This window comes from Mucilaginibacter sp., from assembly GCF_041088075.1.
Classification (GTDB): domain Bacteria; phylum Bacteroidota; class Bacteroidia; order Sphingobacteriales; family Sphingobacteriaceae; genus Mucilaginibacter_A.
The window spans coordinates 1-24677 of record NZ_JBGCVY010000032.1 but is presented as its reverse complement, the minus strand read 5'-3'; the positions used below and the strand labels follow the sequence as shown (position 1 = coordinate 24677).

The 24677-nt window shown below is 42.0% G+C and carries 24 protein-coding genes; 13 read left to right on the top strand and 11 right to left on the bottom strand.

Going from position 1 to position 24677, the window contains the following annotated elements; genetic code table 11:
• Positions 1-5: 5 nt before the first annotated feature.
• The 3 genes from V5804_RS07170 to V5804_RS07160 form a co-directional block, all read right to left on the bottom strand.
• The gene (locus tag V5804_RS07170; RefSeq protein ID WP_369590699.1) at positions 6-779 is read right to left on the bottom strand and encodes a class I SAM-dependent methyltransferase; all 774 of its coding nucleotides are present in this window, start codon (positions 777-779) and stop codon (positions 6-8) included.
• A gap of 130 nt (positions 780-909) precedes the next feature.
• Positions 910-1659, bottom strand: coding sequence for a class I SAM-dependent methyltransferase (locus V5804_RS07165; protein ID WP_369590698.1), 750 nt, complete (start codon positions 1657-1659; stop codon positions 910-912).
• Positions 1656-2669, bottom strand: a complete 1014-nt coding sequence (locus V5804_RS07160; RefSeq protein ID WP_369590697.1) for a glycosyltransferase — start codon at positions 2667-2669, stop codon at positions 1656-1658. Before V5804_RS07160 ends, V5804_RS07165 begins: the two co-directional genes overlap by 4 nt.
• A gap of 61 nt (positions 2670-2730) precedes the next feature.
• On the opposite strand from V5804_RS07160, the gene V5804_RS07155 reads away from it, so the two are divergent.
• Complete coding sequence (locus V5804_RS07155; protein ID WP_369590696.1) at positions 2731-4209, top strand: lipopolysaccharide biosynthesis protein; 1479 nt, start codon at positions 2731-2733, stop codon at positions 4207-4209.
• A gap of 111 nt (positions 4210-4320) precedes the next feature.
• Here the strand turns inward: V5804_RS07155 and typA are convergent, their stop codons facing one another.
• From typA to V5804_RS07135, 4 genes are all read right to left on the bottom strand, one after another.
• Positions 4321-6132 (bottom strand): translational GTPase TypA, encoded by a 1812-nt coding sequence (typA, locus tag V5804_RS07150; protein ID WP_369590695.1) that lies wholly within the window; start codon positions 6130-6132, stop codon positions 4321-4323.
• Positions 6133-6227: 95 nt separating this feature from the next.
• Positions 6228-6611, bottom strand: a complete 384-nt coding sequence (locus V5804_RS07145) for a type II toxin-antitoxin system VapC family toxin (RefSeq protein ID WP_369590694.1) — start codon at positions 6609-6611, stop codon at positions 6228-6230.
• Between the two features lie 2 nt (positions 6612-6613).
• Positions 6614-6847 (bottom strand): DUF2281 domain-containing protein, encoded by a 234-nt coding sequence (locus tag V5804_RS07140; RefSeq protein WP_369590693.1) that lies wholly within the window; start codon positions 6845-6847, stop codon positions 6614-6616.
• A 19-nt stretch (positions 6848-6866) separates the two neighbouring features.
• Positions 6867-7688 (bottom strand): alpha/beta hydrolase, encoded by an 822-nt coding sequence (locus V5804_RS07135; RefSeq protein ID WP_369590692.1) that lies wholly within the window; start codon positions 7686-7688, stop codon positions 6867-6869.
• 125 nt (positions 7689-7813) lie between these two features.
• On the opposite strand from V5804_RS07135, the gene V5804_RS07130 reads away from it, so the two are divergent.
• The 6 genes from V5804_RS07130 (at position 7814) to V5804_RS07105 (ending at position 16727) form a co-directional block, all read left to right on the top strand.
• A complete protein-coding gene (locus V5804_RS07130; RefSeq protein WP_369590691.1) occupies positions 7814-8518 on the top strand; it encodes an esterase family protein in 705 nt (234 codons plus the stop codon).
• Positions 8519-8539: 21 nt separating this feature from the next.
• Complete coding sequence (locus tag V5804_RS07125) at positions 8540-9580, top strand: RimK family alpha-L-glutamate ligase (protein ID WP_369590690.1); 1041 nt, start codon at positions 8540-8542, stop codon at positions 9578-9580.
• Between the two features lie 64 nt (positions 9581-9644).
• The gene (locus V5804_RS07120; protein ID WP_369590689.1) at positions 9645-10742 is read left to right on the top strand and encodes a carboxylate-amine ligase; all 1098 of its coding nucleotides are present in this window, start codon (positions 9645-9647) and stop codon (positions 10740-10742) included.
• A gap of 13 nt (positions 10743-10755) precedes the next feature.
• Positions 10756-11589, top strand: coding sequence for a type 1 glutamine amidotransferase (locus V5804_RS07115; RefSeq protein WP_369590688.1), 834 nt, complete (start codon positions 10756-10758; stop codon positions 11587-11589).
• 157 nt (positions 11590-11746) lie between these two features.
• Positions 11747-12937: a hypothetical protein gene (locus V5804_RS07110; RefSeq protein ID WP_369590687.1), complete on the top strand. Its 1191-nt coding sequence runs from the start codon at positions 11747-11749 to the stop codon at positions 12935-12937.
• A gap of 448 nt (positions 12938-13385) precedes the next feature.
• Entirely contained in the window at positions 13386-16727 is a 3342-nt protein-coding gene (locus tag V5804_RS07105; RefSeq protein WP_369590686.1) for a glycosyltransferase, read from the top strand.
• A gap of 185 nt (positions 16728-16912) precedes the next feature.
• Here the strand turns inward: V5804_RS07105 and tnpA are convergent, their stop codons facing one another.
• A complete protein-coding gene (tnpA, locus tag V5804_RS07100) occupies positions 16913-17365 on the bottom strand; it encodes an IS200/IS605 family transposase (protein ID WP_369590685.1) in 453 nt (150 codons plus the stop codon).
• Between the two features lie 330 nt (positions 17366-17695).
• Between tnpA and V5804_RS07095 the strand changes: the two genes are divergently transcribed.
• The 3 genes from V5804_RS07095 to V5804_RS07085 all read left to right on the top strand — a co-directional run bounded on the left by V5804_RS07095 (position 17696) and on the right by V5804_RS07085 (position 20111).
• Entirely contained in the window at positions 17696-18460 is a 765-nt protein-coding gene (locus V5804_RS07095; RefSeq protein WP_369590684.1) for a C1 family peptidase, read from the top strand.
• A 15-nt stretch (positions 18461-18475) separates the two neighbouring features.
• Entirely contained in the window at positions 18476-18769 is a 294-nt protein-coding gene (locus V5804_RS07090) for a protease inhibitor I42 family protein (protein ID WP_369590683.1), read from the top strand.
• A 232-nt stretch (positions 18770-19001) separates the two neighbouring features.
• On the top strand, positions 19002-20111 hold the full coding sequence (locus tag V5804_RS07085; protein WP_369590682.1) for an MFS transporter: 1110 nt from the start codon (positions 19002-19004) through the stop codon (positions 20109-20111).
• 268 nt (positions 20112-20379) lie between these two features.
• On the opposite strand, the gene V5804_RS07080 is transcribed toward V5804_RS07085, so the two are convergent.
• Entirely contained in the window at positions 20380-22740 is a 2361-nt protein-coding gene (locus V5804_RS07080; RefSeq protein ID WP_369590681.1) for a GH92 family glycosyl hydrolase, read from the bottom strand.
• A 166-nt stretch (positions 22741-22906) separates the two neighbouring features.
• On the opposite strand from V5804_RS07080, the gene V5804_RS07075 reads away from it, so the two are divergent.
• The 3 genes from V5804_RS07075 (at position 22907) to V5804_RS07065 (ending at position 23922) form a co-directional block, all read left to right on the top strand.
• On the top strand, positions 22907-23302 hold the full coding sequence (locus V5804_RS07075; protein ID WP_369590680.1) for a heme-binding protein: 396 nt from the start codon (positions 22907-22909) through the stop codon (positions 23300-23302).
• Between the two features lie 261 nt (positions 23303-23563).
• The gene (locus tag V5804_RS07070) at positions 23564-23779 is read left to right on the top strand and encodes a hypothetical protein (RefSeq protein WP_369590679.1); all 216 of its coding nucleotides are present in this window, start codon (positions 23564-23566) and stop codon (positions 23777-23779) included.
• Between the two features lie 5 nt (positions 23780-23784).
• On the top strand, positions 23785-23922 hold the full coding sequence (locus tag V5804_RS07065; RefSeq protein ID WP_369590678.1) for a hypothetical protein: 138 nt from the start codon (positions 23785-23787) through the stop codon (positions 23920-23922).
• Between the two features lie 3 nt (positions 23923-23925).
• Here V5804_RS07065 and V5804_RS07060 read toward each other — a convergent pair whose 3' ends face one another.
• Positions 23926-24366: a protein-export chaperone SecB gene (locus V5804_RS07060; protein ID WP_369590677.1), complete on the bottom strand. Its 441-nt coding sequence runs from the start codon at positions 24364-24366 to the stop codon at positions 23926-23928.
• Positions 24367-24461: 95 nt separating this feature from the next.
• Positions 24462-24677: hypothetical protein (locus tag V5804_RS07055; RefSeq protein WP_369590676.1), on the bottom strand; the 216-nt coding region annotated here is incomplete at its 5' end.

Sequence of the window (24677 nt, the reverse complement as noted above, 5' to 3'; positions counted from 1 at the left end):
AAAAATTAAAAAATATTTGGGGTTTTATCTGTTGCGCGGCACAAAACGGTATAAGCATTGGCAAATTTCTCTTGTGTTTTTTTGCCCATCAACCGGTTTAAAGCTTTTTTAAGCCGATACTCGGCCGTAATTTTAAAATTAGCAAAAAAACTTTGATGCTTCTTTTGATTGGTAAAATTATTAAAGCGCGTTACTTCGGGCACAATCATAGAAGTTTTATCGGCCAAAACCTCAAACCCTTCTGACCGTAACAAATACCGCAGCGAACTTGGCGTGTAAACATTCAAATGTCCGTAAGCCAAAAAATGGTTGATACGTTTATCCACGCCAAAACGATAATCGCGCGGCACTTCGATCACCTGATATTTTGAAATTCTTTTGAGTTCGCGCAGCAACGTCCTTTCGTATTCTACATGTTCCAAAACGTGCGCTAAAATAACGAGGTCAAAAGTTTCATCATCAAACGGAATGTGGTAACCATCAAAAACCTGTACTTCTTTTACCGACTTTAAATTCCGGCTTTTGATGTGTTCCACGCCGCTTTCAGAAATTTCAGTCGCATACAATTCCGGTGCAAAATCCCATTGGTCCAGATAATACAAAATGCTGCCATCGCCTGCGCCAACTTCCAGCACTTTTGCAAATTGCAGGCCTTTGCAAACGTCCATAATGTTTTGCGCCTTGTATTTGGCGCCCAACATGCGCCAGGCTTCGTCATGGTTTTGGTAAAAGTTATCGTAAGCGGTGATGATATTTCCGCGTGAAATTGTTTCGGGCATTTAGGTTTTTAATTACAATTGCATGCTTCTTTTACCGGCATAAAATTGGTGTCCATAACTTAAACAACATTTACAAATAATGTTTTTTATGCGATAAAAGAAGCATCGAAAAAATGGAATAAATTTCAACTTAAGCCAAAAATTCCTGCTTCAAATTCTTTTCAAAATTTTGGATGAAATCGGGAAATGTTTCCGGACTTTTTAAATTTAAAAGCTGTTCGCGTTTGGTTTTCAAATCCTGATAAACTAAATTTTCAACTTGTTCTTTGGAATAATCTAATGCGTTTTCCGGTTTTCCAGGCCGCACCATTCCGATGCCGTGATCACAATTAAAAACTTTGATTTCCAGGTCTTTCCGCTCCGAACGAAATTTCACAATCGCTTTCCAAACGTCGCCATTCCATTGGTTTGCCCATTCGGGATGATTGGCCTGCGCCGCTTCTTCCGAAGAATACGCACGAATGGCCGCAGCTTCGGAAAGCGGATTGCAATCATGGATCAGGATCACGCCGCCTTCATTCAAATACTGCAATGCGTTGTTGATGTCGGTTGCAACCTGTTCGTACAAATGCAAACCATCAATAAAAATCACATCAATGCCACCAATTTTTTTGATGTATTCTTTTTGTTGAATGAAAAAATCGTCGCTCGTCAACTCAAAAAATTGGTTGTTAAAGTTGGACGGATTCCGAAGATATGCCTTTATTTTTTTGGTTGTTTTGATCAGAAAATGCGGATCAATGGCCACTTTATGATCAGCTTTAATCTTAAAAAAACAAAAGCCGGTTTGCACGCCAACTTCAAAATAATTTACTTTTTTTCGCTTTGCAATCACATCAATACAAGCTTGTATCATGTGGTATCTTTTTAGTTCAGTCATTCAAATTTCCCCGGATTTGCTTTGCCCAATTTGCCTTCCAAACCATCATTTACGGCGGCTAAAAATTGCCGATATTGTTTGGTTTTGGAACTGAGCAAGCTTACAGTTTTTAAGTACATTAAATATAAAAATTTATTGATGCCGAACACCAATTTATTTTTTACAACAACGCGCGAGTAAAAATACATTCTGTTTCTTACCGCATAATATGTTCTAAAATTCCATTGGTCCAACAAACGCGAATGAAACAATTTAGGTTGATAATTTAACCCTTGCGACTGATCTACATCCATAATTTTACAACTTGGAACAAGCCAGATTGCACCTTTATTTTGCGTGATGCGGTACGAATATTCAGAATCATCCACATACAAATAGAAGGCTTCGTTTGGCAATCCAATTTCAGCAATTGTAGATTGATGCAACAACAAACCGCCGTAAGGAACATAAGGAACTTGCACCTGTTTTTTAAATGACTTTTTACTTGCAAACTTATCGCGCAATTGATAATATTGATTATTTATAATGTTAAAAATATCGAAACCCATAAAATTATTTGGCACCAAATAATAACGGTAAGGGTTTTCGCCTTGTGCAATTTTGATGTGATTGGTGCGGTCTTCCCGAAGGCAAAACAATGCTTTTTTATTATCTGCGCCTCCAATTTCATCCCAGGCATTTAAAAGATTGTTGAGCGCGTTTGTTTCCGGCACGTTGTCATCGTCCAACAACCAAATAAAATCGGCGATACTGTTTTTACCGACATAATTTATGCCTTGTTTGTAACCTCCCGCCGATCCTAAATTTTCGTTATTATTTAGAACGATGATTTTTTCAGAATTAAATTCCTTCACATTTTCTGCAACGTTATAATTTGAGGCATTGTTTACCACCACAATTTGCGCAACCTGCGTAAAAGATAAAGTTTGTGCGATGACCTGTTTTAAAAAAGCCCAACGATTTCCGTAGGTAACCGTAACCACACACACGTTATATTTTATCTTTGCCATCAAATTCCAAAAATATCATTTTAACGGCACAAAATTGAGCCGTTGAAACTAATTAAACTGCATGGGCATCATCATCCGACAAACCATTAAAGGCACCATTTTTTCTTATTTGGGTGTTTTGATTGGTTTTCTCACCGTTAACATCATTCAGCCACATGCGTTGACGATTGAAGAAGTTGGGTTGATCGGGCTGCTATCCTCTTTTTCGCTGATGTTTGCCCAGTTTTCGATTTTGGGTTTTAACGGAACGGCGCGTTATTTTCCGTATTTCCGAAGCGAAGAAAACAAGCACCACGGTTATTTATTTCTGGCTTGTGTGGTTTCTTTTATCGGCATTATTTTGTTCACCATTCTGGCTTATGTTTTTAAAAATGAGATCATTAGTGAGAAGTCGCACAAATTTCCGCTTTTCGAAAAGTATTACTGGTATTTGATCCCGCTTACTTTTTTTACGCTGTTTTTTAACGTTTTCGATCTGTACGCGCGCATGTTGTACAACATTACGTTGGGTTTGATTTTGAAAGAATTTACCAAGCGAATTTTCATCCTGGTTTCGATATTACTGATCTATTTTAAACTCGTCAGTTTTCCGGTTTTTATGGTTTTGTGGCTGCTGGCAAATGTTATTCCAACTGCTTTGATTGTGATTAGGTTGATTGAAAACAACCAGCTTCATTTAAAACCTGATTTTAAATTTTTAGGTAAAGACATCCGCAAAAAACTCATTAACATTTGCATTTTTGCGATCGTTACCGGTTCGGCACCGCTGATTATCCAAAACATTGATAGCTACATTATCTTAAAAAAATACGGCTTAGGCCAAACAGGAATTTATACCGTCGCTTTCACTTTTGCAATAATAATTTCGCTGCCTTCGCGGTCTTTATACAGCATTTCTTACACCATTGTAGCTGAATCCTGGAAAACGGGCGACCTGAAAAACATTAGAAGTGTTTATGAGAAAAGCTGTATCAACCAATTGATCAGTGCATTGTTCATCTTCGTCATTATATGGGCAAATATTGATAACATTTTCAAACTTCTTCCTCCCGCTTATGCAGGCGGAAAATACGTGATCTTTTTTGTGAGCCTGGGTTTTCTGATTGATTCTGCAACCGGGATTAACGGCGTAATTTTGGGTACGTCAAAATATTTTAAATACGATTCGTTGTTTAATTTACTGTTGGTTGGCCTTACCGTTTTGGCCAATTTATGGCTGATCCCGATTTACGGAATTACCGGCGCGGCCATTGCTTCGGCCATTACATTGCTGATTTTTAACCTTTTCAGGTTTGTGTTTATTTTGATGGTTTACCAGATGCAGCCTTTTAATTATAAAAATTTGTTGTGCATTTTATTGGGCGTTTTGGTTTATTATTTGTCGCTGTTTATCGTTCCGAAGATGGATAATTATATGTTTGATACAATAATCCGTACTTCTTTTATCACCCTAATTTATGTGCCTGCGGTTTACTATTTAAACCTTTCTGATGATATTACGATTATTGTGAAAAAGTATTTATTGAAGTTAAAAGGCTAATGAAAAACAGGTGGTAAAAGAAGCATTTGGTTTTATAATTCTTCACAAAATTTTGTCCATAAAAAAGCCTTTAGTTTTGGCTAAAGGCTTTCGATATAAAATAACTTTTGACTACTGATTTACAAACTTCTTGGCGTTGTTCCTTCTTTCGCCTTCGTTCAAAAAGATCTTACGCAAGCGGATGCTTTGCGGCGTAACTTCGATGTATTCATCAGCTTGGATGTATTCCATGGATTCTTCCAAAGAAAACTTGATGGCTGGCGCAATGCGGACGTTGGTATCACTTCCGGAAGCACGCATGTTGGTCAACTGCTTGCCTTTGGTTAGGTTGATCACCAAATCGTTATCGCGGATATGCTCGCCCAAAACCTGTCCTTCGTAAATATCAACACCCGGATCAATGTGGAAACGGCCGCGGTCCTGCAATTTATCAATCGCAAAAGCCGTGGTTTTACCGGTATCCATCGAAACCAAAACGCCATTTAAACGGCCCGGAATATGGCCTTTCCAAGGTTCGTAAGCTTTAAAACGGTGCGCCATAATGGCTTCGCCGCCGGTTGCAGTCAACACATTATTACGCAAACCGATGATGCCACGCGCTGGAATATCAAACTCCAGATGCTGCAGGTCGCCTTTGGGTTCCATGATCAGCAAATCGCCTTTGCGTTGTGTAACCAGTTCGATTACTTTACCGGCAACATCGCCCGGAACATCCACAATTAAAGTTTCAATCGGCTCGCATTTTTCACCGTCAATTTCTTTGATGATAACTTGTGGCTGGCCAACTTGCAGTTCGTAACCTTCGCGACGCATCGTTTCAATCAAAACCGACAAGTGCAAAATGCCGCGGCCGTAAACCAAGTAGGAATCAGGCGATTCTGTTTCGATTACTTTAAGTGCCAGGTTTTTCTCCATTTCTTTGTACAACCGGTCGCGCAAATGGCGGGAAGTTACAAACTTGCCTTCTTTACCAAAAAACGGAGAGTTGTTGATGGTGAAAAGCATGTTCATGGTTGGCTCGTCAATATGGATAATTTCCAATGCTTCCGGTTTGTCAAAATCAGCAATGGTATCGCCAATATCAAAACCCTCGATACCAACAACGGCACAAATATCACCAGAACTCACTTCGGTTGCTTTAAGCTTACCCAGGCCTTCAAAAGTATATAGTTCTTTTATACGTGATTTTTGGATCGTCCCGTCGCGTTTTACCAAGGATACGGGCTGATTTTCTTTCACTGTTCCGCGGGCAACACGGCCAATGGCAATCCGGCCAACGAAAGAAGAATAATCCAAAGAAGTGATCTGCATCTGCAAAGTACCTTCCTGGATTGGCGCCGGCGGAATGTTTGCCAAAATAGCGTCCATCAACGGAAAAATATCTTCTGTTGGTTTTTTCCAATCCGTGCTCATCCAGCCTTGTTTTGATGAACCGTAAATTACAGGGAAATCCAATTGATCTTCTGTTGCGCCCAGGTTATAGAACAGCTCAAAAATCTGTTCGTAAACTTCTTCCGGGCGGCAGTTTTCTTTATCCACTTTGTTTACCACCACAATCGGTTTCAAACCCAAAGCCAAAGCTTTTTGCGTTACAAAACGGGTTTGCGGCATGGCACCTTCAAAAGCATCCACTAAAAGCAGCACGCCATCGGCCATTTTCAATACACGTTCTACCTCGCCGCCGAAATCAGCGTGGCCAGGCGTATCAATGATGTTGATTTTAACATCTTTATATCTAACGGAAACGTTTTTTGCAACGATGGTGATGCCTCGTTCACGTTCCAAATCATTATTATCCAAAATCAGTTCGCCGGTTTCCTGGTTATCCCGGAAAACAGCACAACTGTGCAAAATTTTGTCAACCAACGTAGTTTTGCCGTGGTCAACGTGTGCGATAATCGCAATGTTTCTAATTTTCTGCATGTAAATGCCTTAATAAATTTGCCGCAAAGATAAGGTTAATATATAAGAATTAATAACAGATGGTAATAATAAACAAGGAATTAACAGAATTTTAATTACCAGATTACGTTGACGGTATAAGGTTTAAATTGCTGGTCAATAGAAATAATGGAGATATTTTCTGCAATGGCTTGGGCGATGAGCATACGATCGAAAGGGTCTTTGTGGTGATGGGGAATACTTAAAAGTGTATTTAAATGATCGACATTAATTTGAAGAATTTGAATATCATTATCAAAAAGTAAACTGTTAATTTCTTCAAATGATTTTTTCATTTCAATTTTATTCAAACTTGATTTAATTACGATTTCCCATAAAGAGGCAATGCTGACAAACCTTACATTTTCCAAATCTTCGATTGTGAGTTTTGCCTTTAAAGATAATCTGTTTACGCCCTCAACGAACCAAATTAGTGCATGTGTATCCAATAAAACTTTCATTACTACATGTACTCTTTCATCTCATCTAATGGCTCATCAAAATCATCAGACATTTTTCCAAAAATACCTTTTCCACTGCCAAAAACAGGACGGGGAACATTCATTGTTTTGTCGGAAAGTTTTTCAGTTCCATCTTTTTTCTGATCTTTATAAATTAAAAAATCCACAAAATCCTTCACCTCTTTCTGCAAAGCATCAGGCAGTTTTTCAAGCTTTTCAATTAATTCCGTTTTCATAGCACTAATTTACCAGTTTTTACTTTGAACTAAAAGCCCAAACCAAAAATTTAGGCATGGCAGCGGCCCAGGTTTCGGTGTTGTGTTTGCCGTTTACAATTTCTACATATTGAATATCAGTTGGCCGGTTATAGCCTTTGTTTTCCAGCGTTTTAATCAAATCAATGGTATCGTCAATGGAATCAATAATAAAATTACCGTTACGGTCCATCGTTTCGTCTTTGGTGCCAGTCTGGAACCAGAATTTTAAATCCGGCCGATGCTGTTTTTGCCGTATCATTTTATGCATGATGCGGTCCTGCTCGCTGTCGTAACCATCGTTCAAATCTTTACTTCGCCACCAAAACGAACCCGAAAAAGCGCCGACTCTATCAAACAGTTCTGGGTTGTTCCAGGCAATATCCACGGCAGATAAGCCGCCCAGAGAAAAACCGGCATATGCAACTTTGTCGAAAGAAATCGTTCCCACAAATTCCTGCAACTTCGGCACCAATTCTTGGGTGATAAAAGAAGTATAGGCTGCAGCTTTGCTTCCGCGGCCTTTAAAATCAGGAATACCGGCGGCGCCATATTCCTGCTGCCGTTCTTCGTTGGCATGGATGGCGGCAACAAGTACCGGTGAAATTTGTCCGTTGGATTGCAGTTTTTCTAAAGTAGGTTTAAGCTGAAGGTTTTCCAGCTCCTGGCCGTCGTTCAGCAGCAGCAAATTGATCTTCCCCAGATCTCCAAACCCTTCAGGAATTAAAAGTGTAACCGTTACCTCCCGTTCTAAAAAACCGGATTCAATGGTTAAAACTTCTTCTGCAACGCTCATCTCCTGCTTCAATATAGGATAATACATGTACTGTTTTTATCGGTTAAATTTTAAAATACTTTTTTCTACGTAACAAAAGCAGTACCAGCCGGTATTTTTTTTGATTTTAATGACAAAGAAACTATCTTTCCAACGCATCAAACTGATAAACAATGATTGAAAATTACCGGCGCTGGTACTCGCATAATTTGGGTTTTGAATTGGATATGATGGTTTATGGCGACCGCGGCCGACCTGTAATTTTGTTCCCAACTTCTAACGGAAGGTTTTATGAGAACAAAGATTTTGGTTTGATTGATGCCGTTTCCTGGTTTGTAGATGAAGGTTTGGTAAAAATTTATTGCCCTGATTCGCTTGACTGGCTGAGTTGGTATAACAAAGGTGTCCATCCGGCCGACCGCGCCAAAAACTACATTTGGTACGATAAGATGCTAAACGAAGAATTGGTGCCCTGGGTTACGCTGGAAACCGGCGTAAACAAAGCCGTAATGGCAGGCTGCAGTTTTGGCGGTTACCACGCTGCAAATTTTACTTTTAAACATCCCGAAAAAGTAAGCCATTTGTTTTCAATGAGCGGCGCTTTTGATATCCGCACCCAAACCGACGGCTTTTACGACGACGATATTTACTACAACAACCCGGTTGATTATTTGCCGGGAGACAATCAGCCCGATCTGTGGAACCTAAATATTATCCTCGGCACTTCCGATTGGGACATTTGTTTGGATGCCAATTATACTTTATCAAACATTTTGCACAAAAAAAATATTAACCATTGGTTAGACGTCAGGCCAAATGCGGCGCATGACTGGCCGGTTTGGAAACAAATGTTTCCGCATTATTTATCAACCTTATAAATTCATTTAATCCGATTCCCGATGAAAAAAATAGGCATTTTATTTGGCAAGGAAAATAGTTTTCCGCAAGCATTTGTTGATCGCATCAACAGTAAAAACGAAAAAGACATTACAGCCGAATTTGTAAAAGTAGACAAGGTTTTTCAGGGCGAACCTTTGGATTATGCGGTGATTGTAGACCGGATTTCGCAGGATGTCCCCTTTTATCGCTCGATGTTGAAAAACGCGGCGATCTGTGGAACGGCCGTCATCAACAACCCGTTTTGGTGGAGTGCCGATGAAAAGTTTTTTAACAACGCACTGGCTTTAAAAATCGGCGTTCCGGTTCCGAAAACAGTTTTACTGCCCTCAAAAGAGCATCCGGAAGATACGAGTGAAGAGTCTTTCCGCAACTTATCTTATCCGCTTAACTGGCCGGCTATTTTTAAATATGTGGGCTTTCCGGCCTACATGAAACCGTTTGACGGCGGCGGCTGGAAAGAAGTGTACAAAATGCACAGTTCCGAAGATTTCTTCAATAAATACAACGGCACCAAGCAATACGTAATGATGTTGCAGGAAGAAATTGTGTTCACCGAGTACTTTCGTTGTTATTGCATTGGCGGAAAATACGTCAAAATAATGCAGTACGAACCACGCAACCCTTTTCACGAACGTTATGTAATTGAAGGCGCGACAACAGACAAAAAGCTGCTAGACACCATCAAGAAATATGTAATTCTATTGAACCAGTATTTAGGTTACGATTTTAACACCGTTGAGTTTGCTGTACGCGATGGCATTCCTTACGCGATAGATTTTTGTAATCCGGCCCCGGATGCAGACATCGCCAGTGTTGGTGCCGAAAACTTTGAATGGGTAGTAGAAACTGCCGCAACTTACGCGATAGAACGGGCGAAAAAGCAAAAACCGGGTCAGGATAATTTAACCTGGGGCGAATATGTAAAATCATCAGCCATGGGCTCGCCTTTGGTTGGGATGCCGTTGGCAAAACCAGTCGCAGCAAAAACCAAAGCCGCGCCAAAAGCCAAACCAGCCGAACAGGAAAAACCGGTTGGATAAAAGGACACATAAAATAGTGGCATAAAAGAAGCATTGTAAATTCTGTTTAAAAAAGGAGGTCGCTATGAACAAGTTCACGTTGGGTGTTGAAGAAGAATTTATGGTGATTGACCCGGTTAGCCGGGAACTGATTTCTCATGATCAAAAAATAGTAGAAGGCGCGCAAAAAATCCATGAAGACCAGGTAAAAGCAGAAATGCACCAGGCCGTAGTGGAAGTAGGCACCAGCATTTGCCACAACACGGAAGAAGCACGAAAAGAGGTTTCTAAACTTCGCCTTACCGTTGCGCAATTGGCTGGCGATCTGGGTATGCGCATTGGCGCTGCCGGCACGCACCCGTTTTCGCACTGGCAGGACCAATTGATCACCGAGCATCCGCGTTACAACGAAATTGTGAACGAGCTGCAGCAGGCCGCGCGCTCTAATCTGATTTTTGGCTTGCACGTGCATGTCGGCATCCAATCCCGCGAACTGGCCATTCATATTGCCAACCAGGTCCGCTATTTTTTGCCGCATGTTTATGCACTTTCTACCAATTCGCCTTTTTGGGTTGGCCGCAATACGGGCTATAAATCTTACCGCACCAAAGTTTTTGATAAGTTTCCAAGAACGGGCATCCCGGATTATTTTAACAGCATCGAAGAGTACGACAACTACATCAAAATGCTGGTCAAAACCAATTGTATTGATAACGCTAAAAAAATTTGGTGGGATATCCGCGTGCACCCTTTCTTTGAAACCATCGAGTTCCGCATCTGCGATTGCCCGATGCTGGTAGATGAAACGATGGCTTTTACAGCACTTTTCCAGGCTTTGTGCGCCAAGTTGTACAAACTTCGGCAGCAAAACATGAAGTTTATTACTTACACACGGGCTTTGATCAACGAAAATAAATGGCGTGCAGCCCGTTACGGCATTGATGGCAAGCTGATTGACTTTGGTAAAGAAACAGAGGTTAACACGCGAGCCTTAATTTTAGAATTGCTGGATTTTGTAGATGATGTAGTGGACGAATTAGGCTGCCGAGAGGATTTGCAATACATACATAAAATTTTGGAAACAGGCACCGGTGCCGACCGCCAATTGGCAATATATCAGCAGCGAAACAGTTTTGAAGATGTGGTGGATTACATCACTGCACAAACATTGGTAGGAATTTAGGCGTAAAAGAAGCATGACAGGCACAGAAAAAACAACGATAAAAGCAGCAATCCTCGATCTGTACGACGGGCACCCAAACCAGGGGATGCGCTGCTTTCAGGATATATTGGTTAAATACCGAAACCAACATCAGCTTGATTTAACGTATCAGGTGTTTGATATCCGCGGAAAAAACGAAGTTCCCGGGATTGATTTTGATGTTTATATTTTCAGCGGCGGCCCAGGAAGCCCTTTGGAAAGCGAAGGCTCGGAATGGGAAAAAAGCTATTTTAATTTGATCGGGCAGATCCAGCAACACAACAATTCCGGTCATCCGCAGAAAAAACATGCTTTGTTTGTTTGCCATTCTTTCCAGTTAATGTGTAGGCATTACGGTTTGGGTTTGGTCAACCAAAGGCACTCTCCGTCTTTTGGGATTTTGCCGGTTCATCAAACCAAAGCAGGCGCACACGATCCTGTTTTTGCAGGTTTGCCTGATCCTTTTTATGCAGTTGATTCGCGCTCGTGGCAGGTTGTTCAACCCAACCAACAACGTTTGGAAGAAATGGGCGCAACACTTTTGGCGATAGAAAAAGAGCGGCCAAACGTAGAATATGAACGCTGCCTGATGTCCATCCGTTTCAGCGAATATTTCTTTGGAACCCAATTTCATCCGGAAGCCGACCCGGAAGGCATGCGTTTGCGCTTGTTAGAACCGGATAAAAAAGAAGAAGTGATTGCCGAACACGGCGAACGCAAATACAACGAAATGCTGGAACGATCGGACGACCCGGATATGTTGATGCTTACTCAAAACACGTTGATCCCGAACTTTTTATATCAGGCCATTTTAACTTTTCAGGAATAAAATCACGAGTATTAGAAAGACCGGTTTGTCATGCTGAACTTGTTTCAGCATCTCTCGTGAAAAGTAAAAAGCTAATCTTGTGTCATGCCGAAACAAGTTCGGCATGACAAAGCAAAACGAAATCTACGAACACTTTCAGGAATAAAATCTATCAATCATGGTCCCTTCCCTGCGGAAAGCTTTTAACGGGCAGTTTTCGAAAGAAAAGTATCAGCAATTTTTAAACTGCCTGCAGCAGGATTTAAAGAACGAAATTGCTTTCCGTGTGGCCGAAACGCCGGTTTTTATCCCGCAGGATTTTAAAGAAAAGTTGGTTGAGGCAGGCGAGGAAATCCTAAAAACACTCCTTGCCCCTAACTTTAAAGAATTAACCGATCGCGCCATTCCCGCAAAATGGAAAGTAGCCAACGAAACCAAACATCCGCATTTTATTGCTTTGGATTTTGCAGTTTGTAGAGATGAACAAGGCGAAATCGTTCCGAAACTGATCGAGTTGCAAGGCTTTCCTTCGTTGTACGGCTTTCAAAGTTTTTTGGCCGATTGTTATCAAAATTCGTTCGACTTTCCGAAAGATTTAAGCATTTACTTTTCGGGCTTAAACAAGGAATCTTATATCGAATTGTTAAAAAGAACGATCATCGGCCCGTACAAACCGGAGGAAGTGGTTTTGATGGATGTGGATGCCCTTCACCAAAAAACGTTTGTTGATTTTTTTATCACCCAAAAGCTCATCGGTATCCCGATCGTTGCTTTGAAAGATTTAAAGCAGGAAGGCAAAAAGTTATATTACATTTCCGGCGGTCAAAAAACCTACATCAAAAGAATTTACAACCGTTTGATTTTTGATGAGATTGATACCGACCCAAACATTTTTGATAAAGTGGTTGACATCCGACAGGATTTGGATGTGGAGTGGATTACGCACCCGGAATGGTTTTACCGCATCAGCAAATTTACCATGCCTTTTTTACAAGGCAAATTTATCCCGCAAACCTGGTTTGTAAACGAGCTGCCTTCTATCCCAACCGACTTGGAAAATTATGTGCTGAAACCGCTGTTTTCTTTTGCCGGGCAGGGCGTAATTATTGATGTAAAAGAAGCAGACATCAAGGCAATTACCGATCCGGAGAACTGGATACTTCAGCAAAAAGTAAAATATGAACCGGTGGTGCAGGCACCGGACGGCGGCGTTAAATGCGAGGTCAGAATTTTGTATCTTTGGCCCGAAGAAGACGTAAAACCAACGCTGGCCATCAACCTGACGCGTTTGAGCCGCGGAAAAATGATTGGCGTGCGTTATAACCAGGATTTTGATTGGGTTGGCGGCACCGTTTCGTTTTTTGGGTAGATACCTGCTGTACCAAGTTCACCAATTTTACGTTGATAAAAGAAGTATTGTTTTTCCGGTAGATATGAACTTTCAACTTGTTGTAGTCATCCTTATTTTTCTGGCCGCCGTATTTTATGTTGCCCGTTTAATTTACAACAGCGTAACAACCAAAAAAAGCTGTGGCAGCAATTGCAAATGCGGCGTTGATTTTTCTAACATTCCTGTTGAAAAATTCGGCCGTTAAACCTTTACCGCTGTTTTTTCTCTAAGCTTTACCTCGCCTGTTTAAGTTTTATATCAAAAAAATGCCGATGCTTCTTTTATGCCCATAAATTCTGTATCGAAGATTGCCGGTACAAAAACCACAAAAAAAGCAATGATTTTTAGGTGGTAAAAGAAGCATCGGCAATATCTGAACAAAATTAAAACAAGCTTTTACAATTTTTAGCTGTACCTAATTGTATTGATGTCGTCCGATAAGCAAATTTTTCAAACAGATTCTCCCGGAAGATGGAACCGGTTAAAGTGGCTGAGCCGTGCCATCATTTTATTTTTGGTAATTGGTGCGGTAGCTGCCGTGGTTGCCATTTCTTCCCAACAATACCCTTCGCTGCCCAACTTAATTGATATTCCTAAAAAGCTGAGCCAGAAGGAATTAGAGCGCGTTAAAAAATCAAAGAAATTTAAAGAAATCAAGTTGGATGTTGGCCAAATCCGCGAACTGGCGCGCGCCCGGTATTTGCACCAGCTTAAACACCCCAACAACAAAAACCGGTTGAACGTTGGCTTTTTCTGGCCCTGGGATCCGCAGTCGTTTACCTCGCTGACCGATCACATCAACAAAATGGATATGGTCATCAGCGAATCTTTTACCATCGTTGCCGGCACAGATTCTTTAAAAGGAAAGCTGGAACCGGAACTGGCCAAGCTGGTTGAAAAAAACAAAAAGCCGGTGATTGGCATCGTTGAAAACTTGGTGAACGGCAATTGGGACACCAAAACCATCGGGAATATTGTAAAGAGCAAAAAGCAGCGTGCTTCTTTTATCGGCCATATTATCGGCAATTTAAACAAGTACCATTTACAAGGCGTTGATATTCATTTTGAAGATATTGCTGACCGGAACAGTAAAAATTTCGTCCTTTTCGAGAAAGAGCTTTACCAAACGCTGCACGCCAAACATTTTTTGGTGATGCAGCAGGTTGTGCCTTCGGACGATAATTATAACCTCAAGCTGCTGCAACAGTACAACGATTTTTTGATTGTGATGGCTTTTAACGATGGCCTGACCAACAGCGATGTGGCCGACCAAAACGACGTGGAAAACATTTTAGACCAGGTTTGTGCCGAAGTCCCCAGCGGCAAAGTAATTTTAACGGTAGCCGCATTGGGTTATGATTGGCCGGAAAACAGTGCCGGTACGCCGCTTACTTACCAGGAGGCCATCAGTTTGGCGCAGGAACACCACAGCAAAATCAATTTCAATAAGCAATCGGCCAATTTAAATTTTGATTATACCGACCAGAACCAGATCAGGCACAGTGTTTATTTTACCGATGCCGCAACCGATTTTAACATCATCCGGATGGCCGATGATTGGGCAACCGGGGGCGTGGCCTTGTGGCGTTTAGGTTCTGAAGACCCGCGGATCTGGTCGTATTTCGCTAAAAACCTTTCCACAGATTCTTTGCGCAAAACAGGCATTGATACGTCCAGGTTGACCCGCGTTGGCCTGAACAACCGGATTGATTATACCGGCGACGGCGAAGTTTTGGATTTGGTTTCTACGCCTACCATCGGCCGCCTGACTTTAAATTTTGACCCAAAAACGTTTACCATCCTGGATCAAAACTATATCAAACTGCCTACCAAATATGTCATCCGCCGTTACGGTTATGCGCCCAAAAAAATCGTGCTTACTTTTGATGACGGCCCCGACCCTGTTTACACGCCGCAAATCCTGGATATTTTAAAACGCGAAAATGTCCCGGCTTCTTTTTTTGTGGTTGGCAGCATGGCCGAGCAAAGCATTCCGTTGTTGCGCCGCGAGTTTGATGCCGGTTACGAAATTGGCAACCACACGTACCTTCACCCCGATATTTCTGCCGTTAGCCTAAAACGGGTTACCTTAGAATTGAATGCCACCCGCCGATTGATTGAAGCTGTAACCGGCCGAAGCACGATTTTATTCCGTCCGCCTTTTAATGCCGATGCCGAACCGCAAACCATTGCCGAAGTAATCCCGGTTGAACAAAGCCGTAAAGAAAACTACATCAATATCGGCGAGAACATTGACCCGAACGATTGGCAGCCCGGCGTTTCTGCCGATACCATTGTTGCCCGCACCATTGCATTGCACGAAAAAGGCTCCATCATTTTGCTGCACGATGCCGGCGGCGATACCCGGCAGGAAACCGTGAAAGCATTGCCGCGCATCATCCATTATTTCAAATCGCAAGGTTACCAGTTTACCACCATTGCCGATCTGATCGGGAAATCTAAAAACGATTTGATGCCCGTTATCCATGATGATGCCACCAGTTCTTTTGTCGGGCAAATGTACCGTTTCTTTATCCTCAGTTATTTTTACGGCAAGTGGGTGCTGTTTTATGTGTTTTTGGTTGCCATATTTTTGGCTTTGGGCCGAATTATTCTGGTTGGCGTTTTGGCTCTGCGCCAGTTTAGCATCCATAAAAAAACCGATAAAAAGATTGCAGTCGAAAACCTGCCGCCGGTCAGCATCATCGTTCCGGGTTATAACGAAGAAGTAACCGTGCTGCAAACCATCAACAGTTTGCTGAAAACCGATTATCCTGTTTTCGAGATTATTTTTGTTGATGACGGATCGAAAGACCGAACACTCGAAATAGTTACCAACGCTTACAGCAACCACCCGCAGGTGAAGATTTTTACCAAACCAAACGGCGGCAAGGCAACAGCCTTAAATTATGGCATTAAAAGAAGCACGTATGATTTTGTGGTTTGTATTGATGCCGACACGCAATTGCAAACGGATGCGGTTTATCATTTGATGACATATTTTACCGATGAAGAAATTGGTGCCGTTGCCGGAACGGTAAAAGTTGGCAACGAAGTAAATTTGATTACGCGCTGGCAATCCATCGAATACATTACCGCCCAAAATATGGACCGCCGAGCTTTTGATTTGCTCAACAGCATTACCGTTGTGCCGGGCGCGATCGGGGCTTTCCGGAAAGAAGCCATCGAAGAAGCAGGTGGTTTTACTTCGGATACGTTGGCCGAAGATTGCGATTTAACAATGCGCATTTTAAAACAAGGCTACGTTATCCGGAATTGTGGCGAAGCGATTGCTTATACCGAAGCGCCGGAAACGATAGAAATGCTGGTGAAACAACGTTTCCGTTGGAGTTTTGGCGTGATGCAAAGTTTCTGGAAACACCGCAAAGCCTTGCTCAACCCAAAATACCGTTATTTCGGCATGGTTGGGATGCCTAACATTTTGATCTTTCAAATCATATTACCGCTTTTTTCGCCGCTGGCCGATTTGATGATGATTGCCAGTTTATTTGCCGGCGACCCTGGCAAAATGCTGGTTTATTACCTCGTTTTTGTTTTGGTGGATCTGTTTGTCGGCGTGCTGGCTTTCAAAATGGAAAAAGAAGATTACCGGAAACTCATTTACATCATTCCGCAGCGGTTTATGTGGCGGCAACTGATGTATTATGTACTTTTCAAATCCGTTCGCAAAGCATTAAAAGGAGAACTGCATGGCTGGGGAAACTTAAAACGCACCGGAACCGTAACCATGCAGGAAGCAAAAGTGTGATGCTTCTTTTATCGGCATAAATTTAGTGTGGTAAAAGAAGCATTTGCTTTTTTATTTTGCCACTGTTGTCATTTCCACCGCCGGGGAAAAATTTTCTTTTAACATTTCAATTTTTTGTTGTTGAAAAGGGAAGAATAGCCATCTTACCGAACAGCAGAACATACGTAAAAAACAGAAAGCAAAGCCTAATCCCAAACATAACGTTCATCATAACTCACGTTGTATTGGTTTAAAAAAGCCCGGTATTCCTCTTGGAATGTTTTTTCGCCATGGTGCTCTTTTTGCCGGGCAATATAAGCAATTACGCTATCTACCTGCCGCGGACTAACAGAAAATGCGCCGTAACCATCCTGCCAGTAAAAGTTAGCATAGGCCATTCCTTTTGTTTTAATCCATTTAGAAGAATGGGCTTTTACCTCTTCGAGCAATTTCATTAGGGCAATTTTTTTGGACAGCATACATAAAATATGTACATGGTCGGTGTAGCCGCCTACAATAAGCGGCTGGCATTCGAGGTTTTTACAGATGCCGCCCAAGTAGCCGTGCAATTCGGCTTCTACCGGTGGAAAAATGAATGGTTCGCGGTGTTTGGTACTGAATACGAGGTGGACGTAATTTTTGACGAGTGATTGCCCCATGTTATTTTTCGATCCTGTTCAAGCCCTGAAAGGGCGACATCTGTTTGCGATGGGTAACGCCCATTGCAATAATAAGTGCAGAACTATAAATATGTTTTTATTTTTTGTGTGATGGGCTGCACCCATCGCAGTCAAATCACGCCCTTTCAGGGCTGTTTATCATCTTAAATTTTTACAAAAAGCCTTAGTATCCACGTAAAAACACCTATCCAAATCCCGTAAAACATACCGTAAAAACAGTATCAGCTACGTTGATTGCCCTGGCGGCCCCCGCTAATTTAGTCCTATCATTTAAACAAAACCTATTTTAAATTTTAAAACTAAAAAGCGATGGAAAATCAACAAACTCCAAATTACAAAATGGGCTGGCTGCCAGACCTGCCCGATCAACGCGATGTATTGTACGCTGCGCCGATGGCCGTTATGCTGCAATTGCCGCCTTCGGTAGATTTGCGCAGTGCTTGCCCGCCGGTTTACGACCAAGGGCACCTCGGCAGTTGTACCGCCAATTGCCTGGCCGGTGCTTATGAGTTTGACCTGAAAAAGCAACAAAAATCGGACTACATGCCTTCGCGGCTGTTTATCTATTACAATGAGCGCGTTTTAATCAACACGGTAAATTCCGACAGCGGCGCCTACATCCGCGATGGCATCAAAACGATGAACAACCAAGGCGTTTGCCCGGAAAAAGACTGGCCGTATGACATTACCAGGTTTGCCCAAAAACCATCCGACAACTGCTACAATGAGGCCAGCAAATGCCAGATCAAAAGCTACCAAAAATTGATCAACTCGCTCGACCAGTTAAAAGGCTGCCTGGCCGAAGGTTTTCCGTTTGTGTTTGGCTTTACCGTTTACGAAAGCTTTATGACGAATGAAGTTGCCCGAACCGGTATCATGCCGATGCCACAACATGGCGAAAAATTGTGTGGCGGCCATGCTATTATGGCTGTTGGCTACGATGACAGCAAAAACGCATTTATCATTCGTAATTCCTGGAGCGCAAACTGGGGCATCAAAGGTTATTTTTACATGCCTTACGCTTACATCACCAGCAAATTGTGCAATGATTTTTGGACTGTACGCCTGGTATAACCCTTTTCAAAAACGATGGAAACTATCCATATCAACACTGGTAAAAGCAGTACGATAAACTTGCCAAGCCTGGCAATGGCTGGTTATGTATGGAATTTTGAGGTTGAAGGCAAAGAAATTATTTCGGTTTCGGAAGACCGCTCAACCTCGTTAAGCGAAAATTTAAAGGCTGGCGAAAGCATGGCCGAGAAATTTATAGTCCAAGCGTTGCAACCTGGCACTGCAAAAATAGTTTTCAGCCAAAAAAGAAGCTGGGAGCAAAACAATACCGCTTTGAGCATCCATATTTTTACGGTGATCGTTTCTTGAAGAAGTCGGGGGAAGACCGGAAGTCAGAAAAGTCCGAAAGTTGGGAAAGACCGAAAGACAGTACATAGTAGTTTAAGCATTCCGCTCACTATCGGTCTTTCCCGACTTTCAGTCTTTCGGACTTCCCCGACTTCTTTTCCAACAATACTTCTTTTACCCTATAAAAATTAGGGATACCTTTGCTGCCATCGTGATATCGGCTGTAGCTTCTCCCTCAATTTCAAAAAAAATATTGCGCGCCACGGTTGGCGTAATGTTTTTTTTGGCTGGCTTAACTTTTGCCAGTTGGGCATCGCGCATTGCCGGTATCCAACAAAAATTAGGTTTGTCAGACACACAATTGGGCGGGATTTTATTTACGCTGCCGGTTGGTTTGATGCTTTCACTGCCATTTTCCGGATGGGTCATTACCCGCATCGGCAGCCGGAAACTGCTGCTTGGCGCTTTACCTTTGTATGCTGCGGCGTTGGCCGGTTTAGGGTTTTCGCAAACTACTTTCCAATTGGTTGCCGTGCTTTTTTGCTTTGGTTTTACCAGTAATGCCGTCAATATTTCGGTTAATACACAAGCGGTTGCTACCGAAAAGCTGTATGCCAAACCCATTATGGCTTCCTTCCATGGTTTGTGGAGTTTGGCCGGGTTTGCAGGAGCAGCCGTTGGAACTTTAATGATTGGACAGGGGATTGATCCTTCCATCCATTTCAGCCTAATTTTTTCGGTTGTATTGGCCGGTGTTTTTTTGGGTGCGCGTTACCTGCAAGACGATGCCGGAACGGTACAAAGCGGGCCGGTTTTTGTAATGCCCGATGCTTCGCTGATGAAGTTGGGCGCGGTTGCTTTTTGCTCGATGATTTGCGAAGGCGCGATGTTTGACTGGAGCGTGGTGTATTTTAAAAAAGTGATCCATGCCGAAAATGCCTGGATGGCGGCCGGTTATACTGCTTTTATGGCCACGATGGCTGGCGGCCGTTTTGTGGCAGATTGGTTTGCCGGAAGGTTTGGCTTGAAACGGACTTTGCAATTAAGCGGCACTTTAACCGCATCAGGGTTGATGGTTGCCGTCCTGTTTCCGCAGTTGATCCCGGCTATTTGCGGGTTTTTGTTGGTAGGCGCAGGTGTTTCTTCTGTTGTTCCGTTGGTTTACAGTGCGGCCGGGAAATCGAGTACGATGTCGCCTGGCGTTGCTTTGGCCGCAGTTTCTACCATTGGTTTTGTTGGGTTTCTGGTTGGCCCGCCGATGATCGGTTTTATCGCCGGTGCATTTAGTTTGCGTGCTTCTTTTACATTGATTGCCGCCATGGGCGTTTGTGTGGTGCTTGTGTCTTCTAAAGCAAAGCTCTGATAATCAGTAGAAACCTGCTTCAACAATTTTTAGGTGATAAAAGAAGTATTGGGCATGTCGTTCTGAACTCATTCCAGGATCCCTCATGGACAAAACAAAAAGCCAAGTATGTGGGATGCCGAAACAAGTTCGGCATGACAAAAACATAAACACAATGAATTTTAGGTGATAAAAGAAGCATTGGTTTTTTGCAGAGAAGAACTGCTCGATCACATGCTTTTTTTACCTCCTTTCCCGATACTGTTTTTACCGGCATAAAAACAGTATGCTACTTACGCGCAGGTTTACTACTCATTACAAAAGTTAGCTTGCCGCCGCCGATGATTTCCTGGTGCGTGATGTAGTTTCGGTCCAAACGTTTTCCGTTCAGCAATGCTTCTTTTACATATACATTTTTATCGCCCTGATTTTTGACTTCGATGACAAAAGTTTTAGCGTTTGCCAATTGGATCGTAGCGCCATCCACAGCCGGGCTTCCCAACGAATACTGATCAGAACCGGGCGCAACCGGATAAAAACCAATCGAACTGAAAATGTACCAGGCGCTCATTTGCCCGGTATCGTCGTTTCCGCCCAAACCATCCGGCGTAGGTTTGTACATTTTGGGCAAAATCATGCGGATGCGTTCCTGCGTTTTCCAGGGCTGGTCGGTCCAGTTGTACAAGTAAGCCACATGGTGCGAAGGCTCGTTGCCATGTACATAATTGCCGATGATGCCGTCACGCGTAATATCTTCCGTTTCTGCAAAATATTTATCGGGCAAATTCATGGTAAACAAAGAATCCAGACGGGAAACAAAACGTTTGTTGCCGCCCATCAATGCAATCAATGCTTTTGGATCTTGGGGAACGAAGAAAGTATAGTTCCAGGAATTGCCTTCAATAAAACCCTGGTTATTGGTGGACAGAGCATCAAAGTTTTTGCGGAAAGTGCCGTTCTCCAGTTTCGGCCGCATAAAACCGACGGAAGCATCGTACACGTTTTTATAATTTTCAGACCGTTTGATAAACTCGTTGTAAATATCCGTTTGGTTTAGCTTTTTGGCCATTTGCGCAATTGCCCAATCGTCATACGCATACTCCAACGTAGAAGAAACCGAAACGCCACTTTTATCGTCGGGGATAAAACCTCTGTCCATGTATTCGCCAATGCCTTCATAGTTCCGTTTTCGCGCCGTTGCCACACAAGCTTCCAACGCTTCTTGGGTGTTAAAAGAAGCATTGCCTTTGATCACGGCATCGGCAATTACGGCAACAGCGTGGTAGCCCGACATACACCAGTTTTCGTTGCCGGAATTTGACCAAACGGGCAACATGTGTTCCGGGCTTTGCTCGTAATGCGCCAGCATGGATTTGATCATGTCATCATTCCGTTTCGGCTCGATGATGTTGAAAAGCGGGTGCAGCGCGCGGTAAGTGTCCCACAAAGAAAACGTGGTGTAATTGGTAAAGCCATCGGCCTGGTGCACGTTTTGGTCTAAACCTTTGTACTTGCCGTCCACGTCCATATAAATCGTTGGGTTGATCATAGCGTGGTACATGGCCGTATAAAAGTTTTGTTTTTCGGCGGTGCTTTTGCTTTGGATGGTAATTTTTTCCAGTTCTTTTTCCCAAACTTGCTGGCCTGCTTCTTTTACCGCATTAAAATCCCAACCCGGAATTTCGGTTTGCATATTGTTCAACGCGCCTTCCATGCTCACCGGCGACAAAGCAAATTTGATTTTGATTTGCTCGCCTGCTTCCGTTTTAAAATCAAAATACGCCCGAAGCTTTTGTGCAGCAATTTCCGGGAAGTTTTTGCTTTGGTTAAACTTTCCCCAAAAACCCCTGTAAACCTCTTTTTTAGAATAGTTATGGTTACCATAAGCGATAAAAGGTTTAGAAAACTTCATGGCAAAATACAGCACCCGGTTTTTGGCCCAGCCGTTGGTTTGCCGGTAACCGGTAACCAACGTATCGTTTACCACATGCAAATAAGTCCACACGTTTTTGTCTTCGTAATTATAAATCCCGGCCATCAAATCCAAAATGATATGCGCCTGATCGGATTTCGGGAAAGTGTATTGATGGAAACCAACGCGCGTGCTGGTGGTCATTTCGGCTATAATGTTGTAATCGTCCAGCTTCACTTTGTAATAATTTGCTGCCGATACTTCGTTTGCATGGGAAAAATTGGATCGGTAACCGCTGCGGGGACTGTTTGCCGTGCCGGGATTTAATTTAAGCTGGCCAACCGTTGGCATCACCAAAAAATCGCCCAGATCAGAATGCCCCGTTCCACTGAAATGCGTATGGCTGAAACCAGTTATTGTTTTGTCATCATATTGATAACCAGCGCAATATTTATAAACATCGGGATTATATTTACCGTTCTGCTCGTAGCTTACCGTGTCTGTTTCCGGGCTTAACTGCACCATCCCAAACGGTACCGTTGCGCCGGGATACGTATGGCCCATCCGCTGTGTACCGATGATTGGTTTGACATATTGAACCAAATTGGGCACTGATTTTTGCTGGCTAAAAGAAGCATTGGCAGAAGTGCCAAGCAGTACAATTACGGCTGCTTTTAACAAAAGCCTGATACTGTTTTTATAGGGATAATTTTTGATACGGAACAAAACGCTTAGCATTACAGAAAAAATTTACGCTAAAACTAAGTATATATTTTGCTTATCAGCAGTTTTCTGCGGATAATAATTTTACCGGCAAACAGAAAACTTATATGAACCATTTGAGTTTGCTGATTAAGTAACAGAACCAGCCTTAATAAGCTAAAAAACTAACCCTAAAAACAGTATGATCACTTTAAATGATGCTAGAAAAATTATAGCTGCTGCCGAAGCAAAGGCACAGGAAATTGGCCAGCCGATGAACATTGCCGTAGCCGATGCCGGCGGAAACCTGATTGCACATGTCCGTATGGACGGCGCGTGGCTGGGCAGTATTGATATCTCGATCAAGAAAGCTTTTACTTCGCGTGCATTTGATATCAGCACCAAAGATTTGGCCGCGAACTCGCAATCCGGACAGCAGTTTTTTGGGATCCATGCTTCCAACGATGGCAAAGTGATGATTTTTGCAGGCGGCATTCCGCTTAAAAAAGATGGCCAGGTAGTTGGCGCGATTGGCGTAAGCGGCGGTTCTGGCGAGCAGGACCACAGCGTTGCAGAAGCTGGCGCAGCCGCATTTTAAAGCGAAACCCTAATATTGAAAAAAGCGGCCCCGAATGAACCGGGGCCACTTTTTGTTTTGAAATTAATACCAATACTGTTTTTACCACCTTAAATATGGGTTTTTATTTTTGATTAAATTTCTATTCCTTCAACAAAACAAACCCCTGCTTAAGATTTTGGCAACAGAAATAATAATTTGTTGTATCTTTGATAATAAATTAAACTTTGTTAAATTTTGAACGTAGAAGAAACAGCGTTTAAGGATTTAAACAAAACAATTATGAAAGATGAACTCATAGACCGGATGAACAGGGAAACAAACCTGCAAAGGCTTATTATGGCGGTTTCTGCTTTTACTTTTGCTGGCCTTATCTTTTTAGCTGTGTTACTCATTTTGAATTCCAGGCACCCGCACCTGATCAATCTAACACAGGTAAATTTATCAAAAGCTTTTTCCGAAATTTCGGTTAAATTTAAAGTAGGCTTATCCATGTAATTTACATGATTTTTGAAGAAATAGGCGGTCAATATGTAATTCTTATTGAAAATATAAATAAATCAAAAATTAACGAATTGGTTGAGAAAGGCAATTGCGACCAATCATTAAGTGCAGTAACAAAAGTAGGTAAGCCTAAATAATTACTACCTATCTCCATCTATTTTTTCAATTTCTTCTTTTTTGGTATTAGCTTTTAATTCATCTTTTAATCCTGATAAATTTAAGACTGGTAAGTTGACGGCACGCAATCCAGACAATGCTGTTATAGAAGATATGTAAGCCCTTATGTATGGAAAGATTAACGCTGGTGCATTAACATAAAAGTAATTTGACAATGTATCAACAGACTTCTCCTCGTCAAATTCAAAATATCCTATTGCAACCAGCTTTATATTAAAGCTACCTGATTTATCAACAACATAAACACCTAACTTCAATTCAAAAAGCTTATTAGCCTCATCAATTATAGCAGATGGATCAATCGTAAAATCAACATCACCTTGTTCTACTGGCTCTCTTTTTATGTTGAACTCTATAACTACGAATCTCTTAAATCTAAAAGATGATTTTTTTATCTCTTCCATAATTACGCAGCGAGAGCATAATTATTCTCACCCTTTTCAATTAATTGGTTCTCTACATTGATAAATATACTGTCTTCTGCAAAAAACTCTACTAATTAAGAATCATATCTTCTAAAAAAATTACCCTTTAATCGAAATAGAACATTTTCTTCTTCTATCTCAATAAAACTTCCTTCAGAAAAAAAACATATACTTTCATAGGGAAAATTTGATAAAAATTCCTTAGTAATATCGTATTGAATATTACTTAATTCTCTCGGGTTATTCAAGTAGAATTTAGGTAACACTTCAATATTATGGGAATTGTCAAA

What these genes read in the sequence shown, in the direction of transcription:
- V5804_RS07060 (WP_369590677.1), bottom strand. Translation starts at nt 24,366, where the DNA reads ATGGAAGAGATAAAAAAATCATCTTTTAGATTTAAGAGATTCGTAGTT.
- V5804_RS07090 (WP_369590683.1), top strand. Translation starts at nt 18,476, where the DNA reads ATGGAAACTATCCATATCAACACTGGTAAAAGCAGTACGATAAACTTG.
- V5804_RS07065 (WP_369590678.1), top strand. Translation starts at nt 23,785, where the DNA reads ATGATTTTTGAAGAAATAGGCGGTCAATATGTAATTCTTATTGAAAAT.
- V5804_RS07145 (WP_369590694.1), bottom strand. Translation starts at nt 6,611, where the DNA reads ATGAAAGTTTTATTGGATACACATGCACTAATTTGGTTCGTTGAGGGC.
- V5804_RS07170 (WP_369590699.1), bottom strand. Translation starts at nt 779, where the DNA reads ATGCCCGAAACAATTTCACGCGGAAATATCATCACCGCTTACGATAAC.
- V5804_RS07165 (WP_369590698.1), bottom strand. Translation starts at nt 1,659, where the DNA reads ATGACTGAACTAAAAAGATACCACATGATACAAGCTTGTATTGATGTG.
- V5804_RS07070 (WP_369590679.1), top strand. Translation starts at nt 23,564, where the DNA reads ATGAAAGATGAACTCATAGACCGGATGAACAGGGAAACAAACCTGCAA.
- tnpA (WP_369590685.1), bottom strand. Translation starts at nt 17,365, where the DNA reads ATGGGGCAATCACTCGTCAAAAATTACGTCCACCTCGTATTCAGTACC.
- V5804_RS07125 (WP_369590690.1), top strand. Translation starts at nt 8,540, where the DNA reads ATGAAAAAAATAGGCATTTTATTTGGCAAGGAAAATAGTTTTCCGCAA.
- V5804_RS07130 (WP_369590691.1), top strand. Translation starts at nt 7,814, where the DNA reads ATGATTGAAAATTACCGGCGCTGGTACTCGCATAATTTGGGTTTTGAA.
- V5804_RS07110 (WP_369590687.1), top strand. Translation starts at nt 11,747, where the DNA reads ATGGTCCCTTCCCTGCGGAAAGCTTTTAACGGGCAGTTTTCGAAAGAA.
- V5804_RS07155 (WP_369590696.1), top strand. Translation starts at nt 2,731, where the DNA reads ATGGGCATCATCATCCGACAAACCATTAAAGGCACCATTTTTTCTTAT.
- V5804_RS07115 (WP_369590688.1), top strand. Translation starts at nt 10,756, where the DNA reads ATGACAGGCACAGAAAAAACAACGATAAAAGCAGCAATCCTCGATCTG.
- typA (WP_369590695.1), bottom strand. Translation starts at nt 6,132, where the DNA reads ATGCAGAAAATTAGAAACATTGCGATTATCGCACACGTTGACCACGGC.
- V5804_RS07075 (WP_369590680.1), top strand. Translation starts at nt 22,907, where the DNA reads ATGATCACTTTAAATGATGCTAGAAAAATTATAGCTGCTGCCGAAGCA.
- V5804_RS07135 (WP_369590692.1), bottom strand. Translation starts at nt 7,688, where the DNA reads ATGTATTATCCTATATTGAAGCAGGAGATGAGCGTTGCAGAAGAAGTT.
- V5804_RS07105 (WP_369590686.1), top strand. Translation starts at nt 13,386, where the DNA reads ATGTCGTCCGATAAGCAAATTTTTCAAACAGATTCTCCCGGAAGATGG.
- V5804_RS07095 (WP_369590684.1), top strand. Translation starts at nt 17,696, where the DNA reads ATGGAAAATCAACAAACTCCAAATTACAAAATGGGCTGGCTGCCAGAC.
- V5804_RS07140 (WP_369590693.1), bottom strand. Translation starts at nt 6,847, where the DNA reads ATGAAAACGGAATTAATTGAAAAGCTTGAAAAACTGCCTGATGCTTTG.
- V5804_RS07080 (WP_369590681.1), bottom strand. Translation starts at nt 22,740, where the DNA reads ATGCTAAGCGTTTTGTTCCGTATCAAAAATTATCCCTATAAAAACAGT.
- V5804_RS07160 (WP_369590697.1), bottom strand. Translation starts at nt 2,669, where the DNA reads ATGGCAAAGATAAAATATAACGTGTGTGTGGTTACGGTTACCTACGGA.
- V5804_RS07120 (WP_369590689.1), top strand. Translation starts at nt 9,645, where the DNA reads ATGAACAAGTTCACGTTGGGTGTTGAAGAAGAATTTATGGTGATTGAC.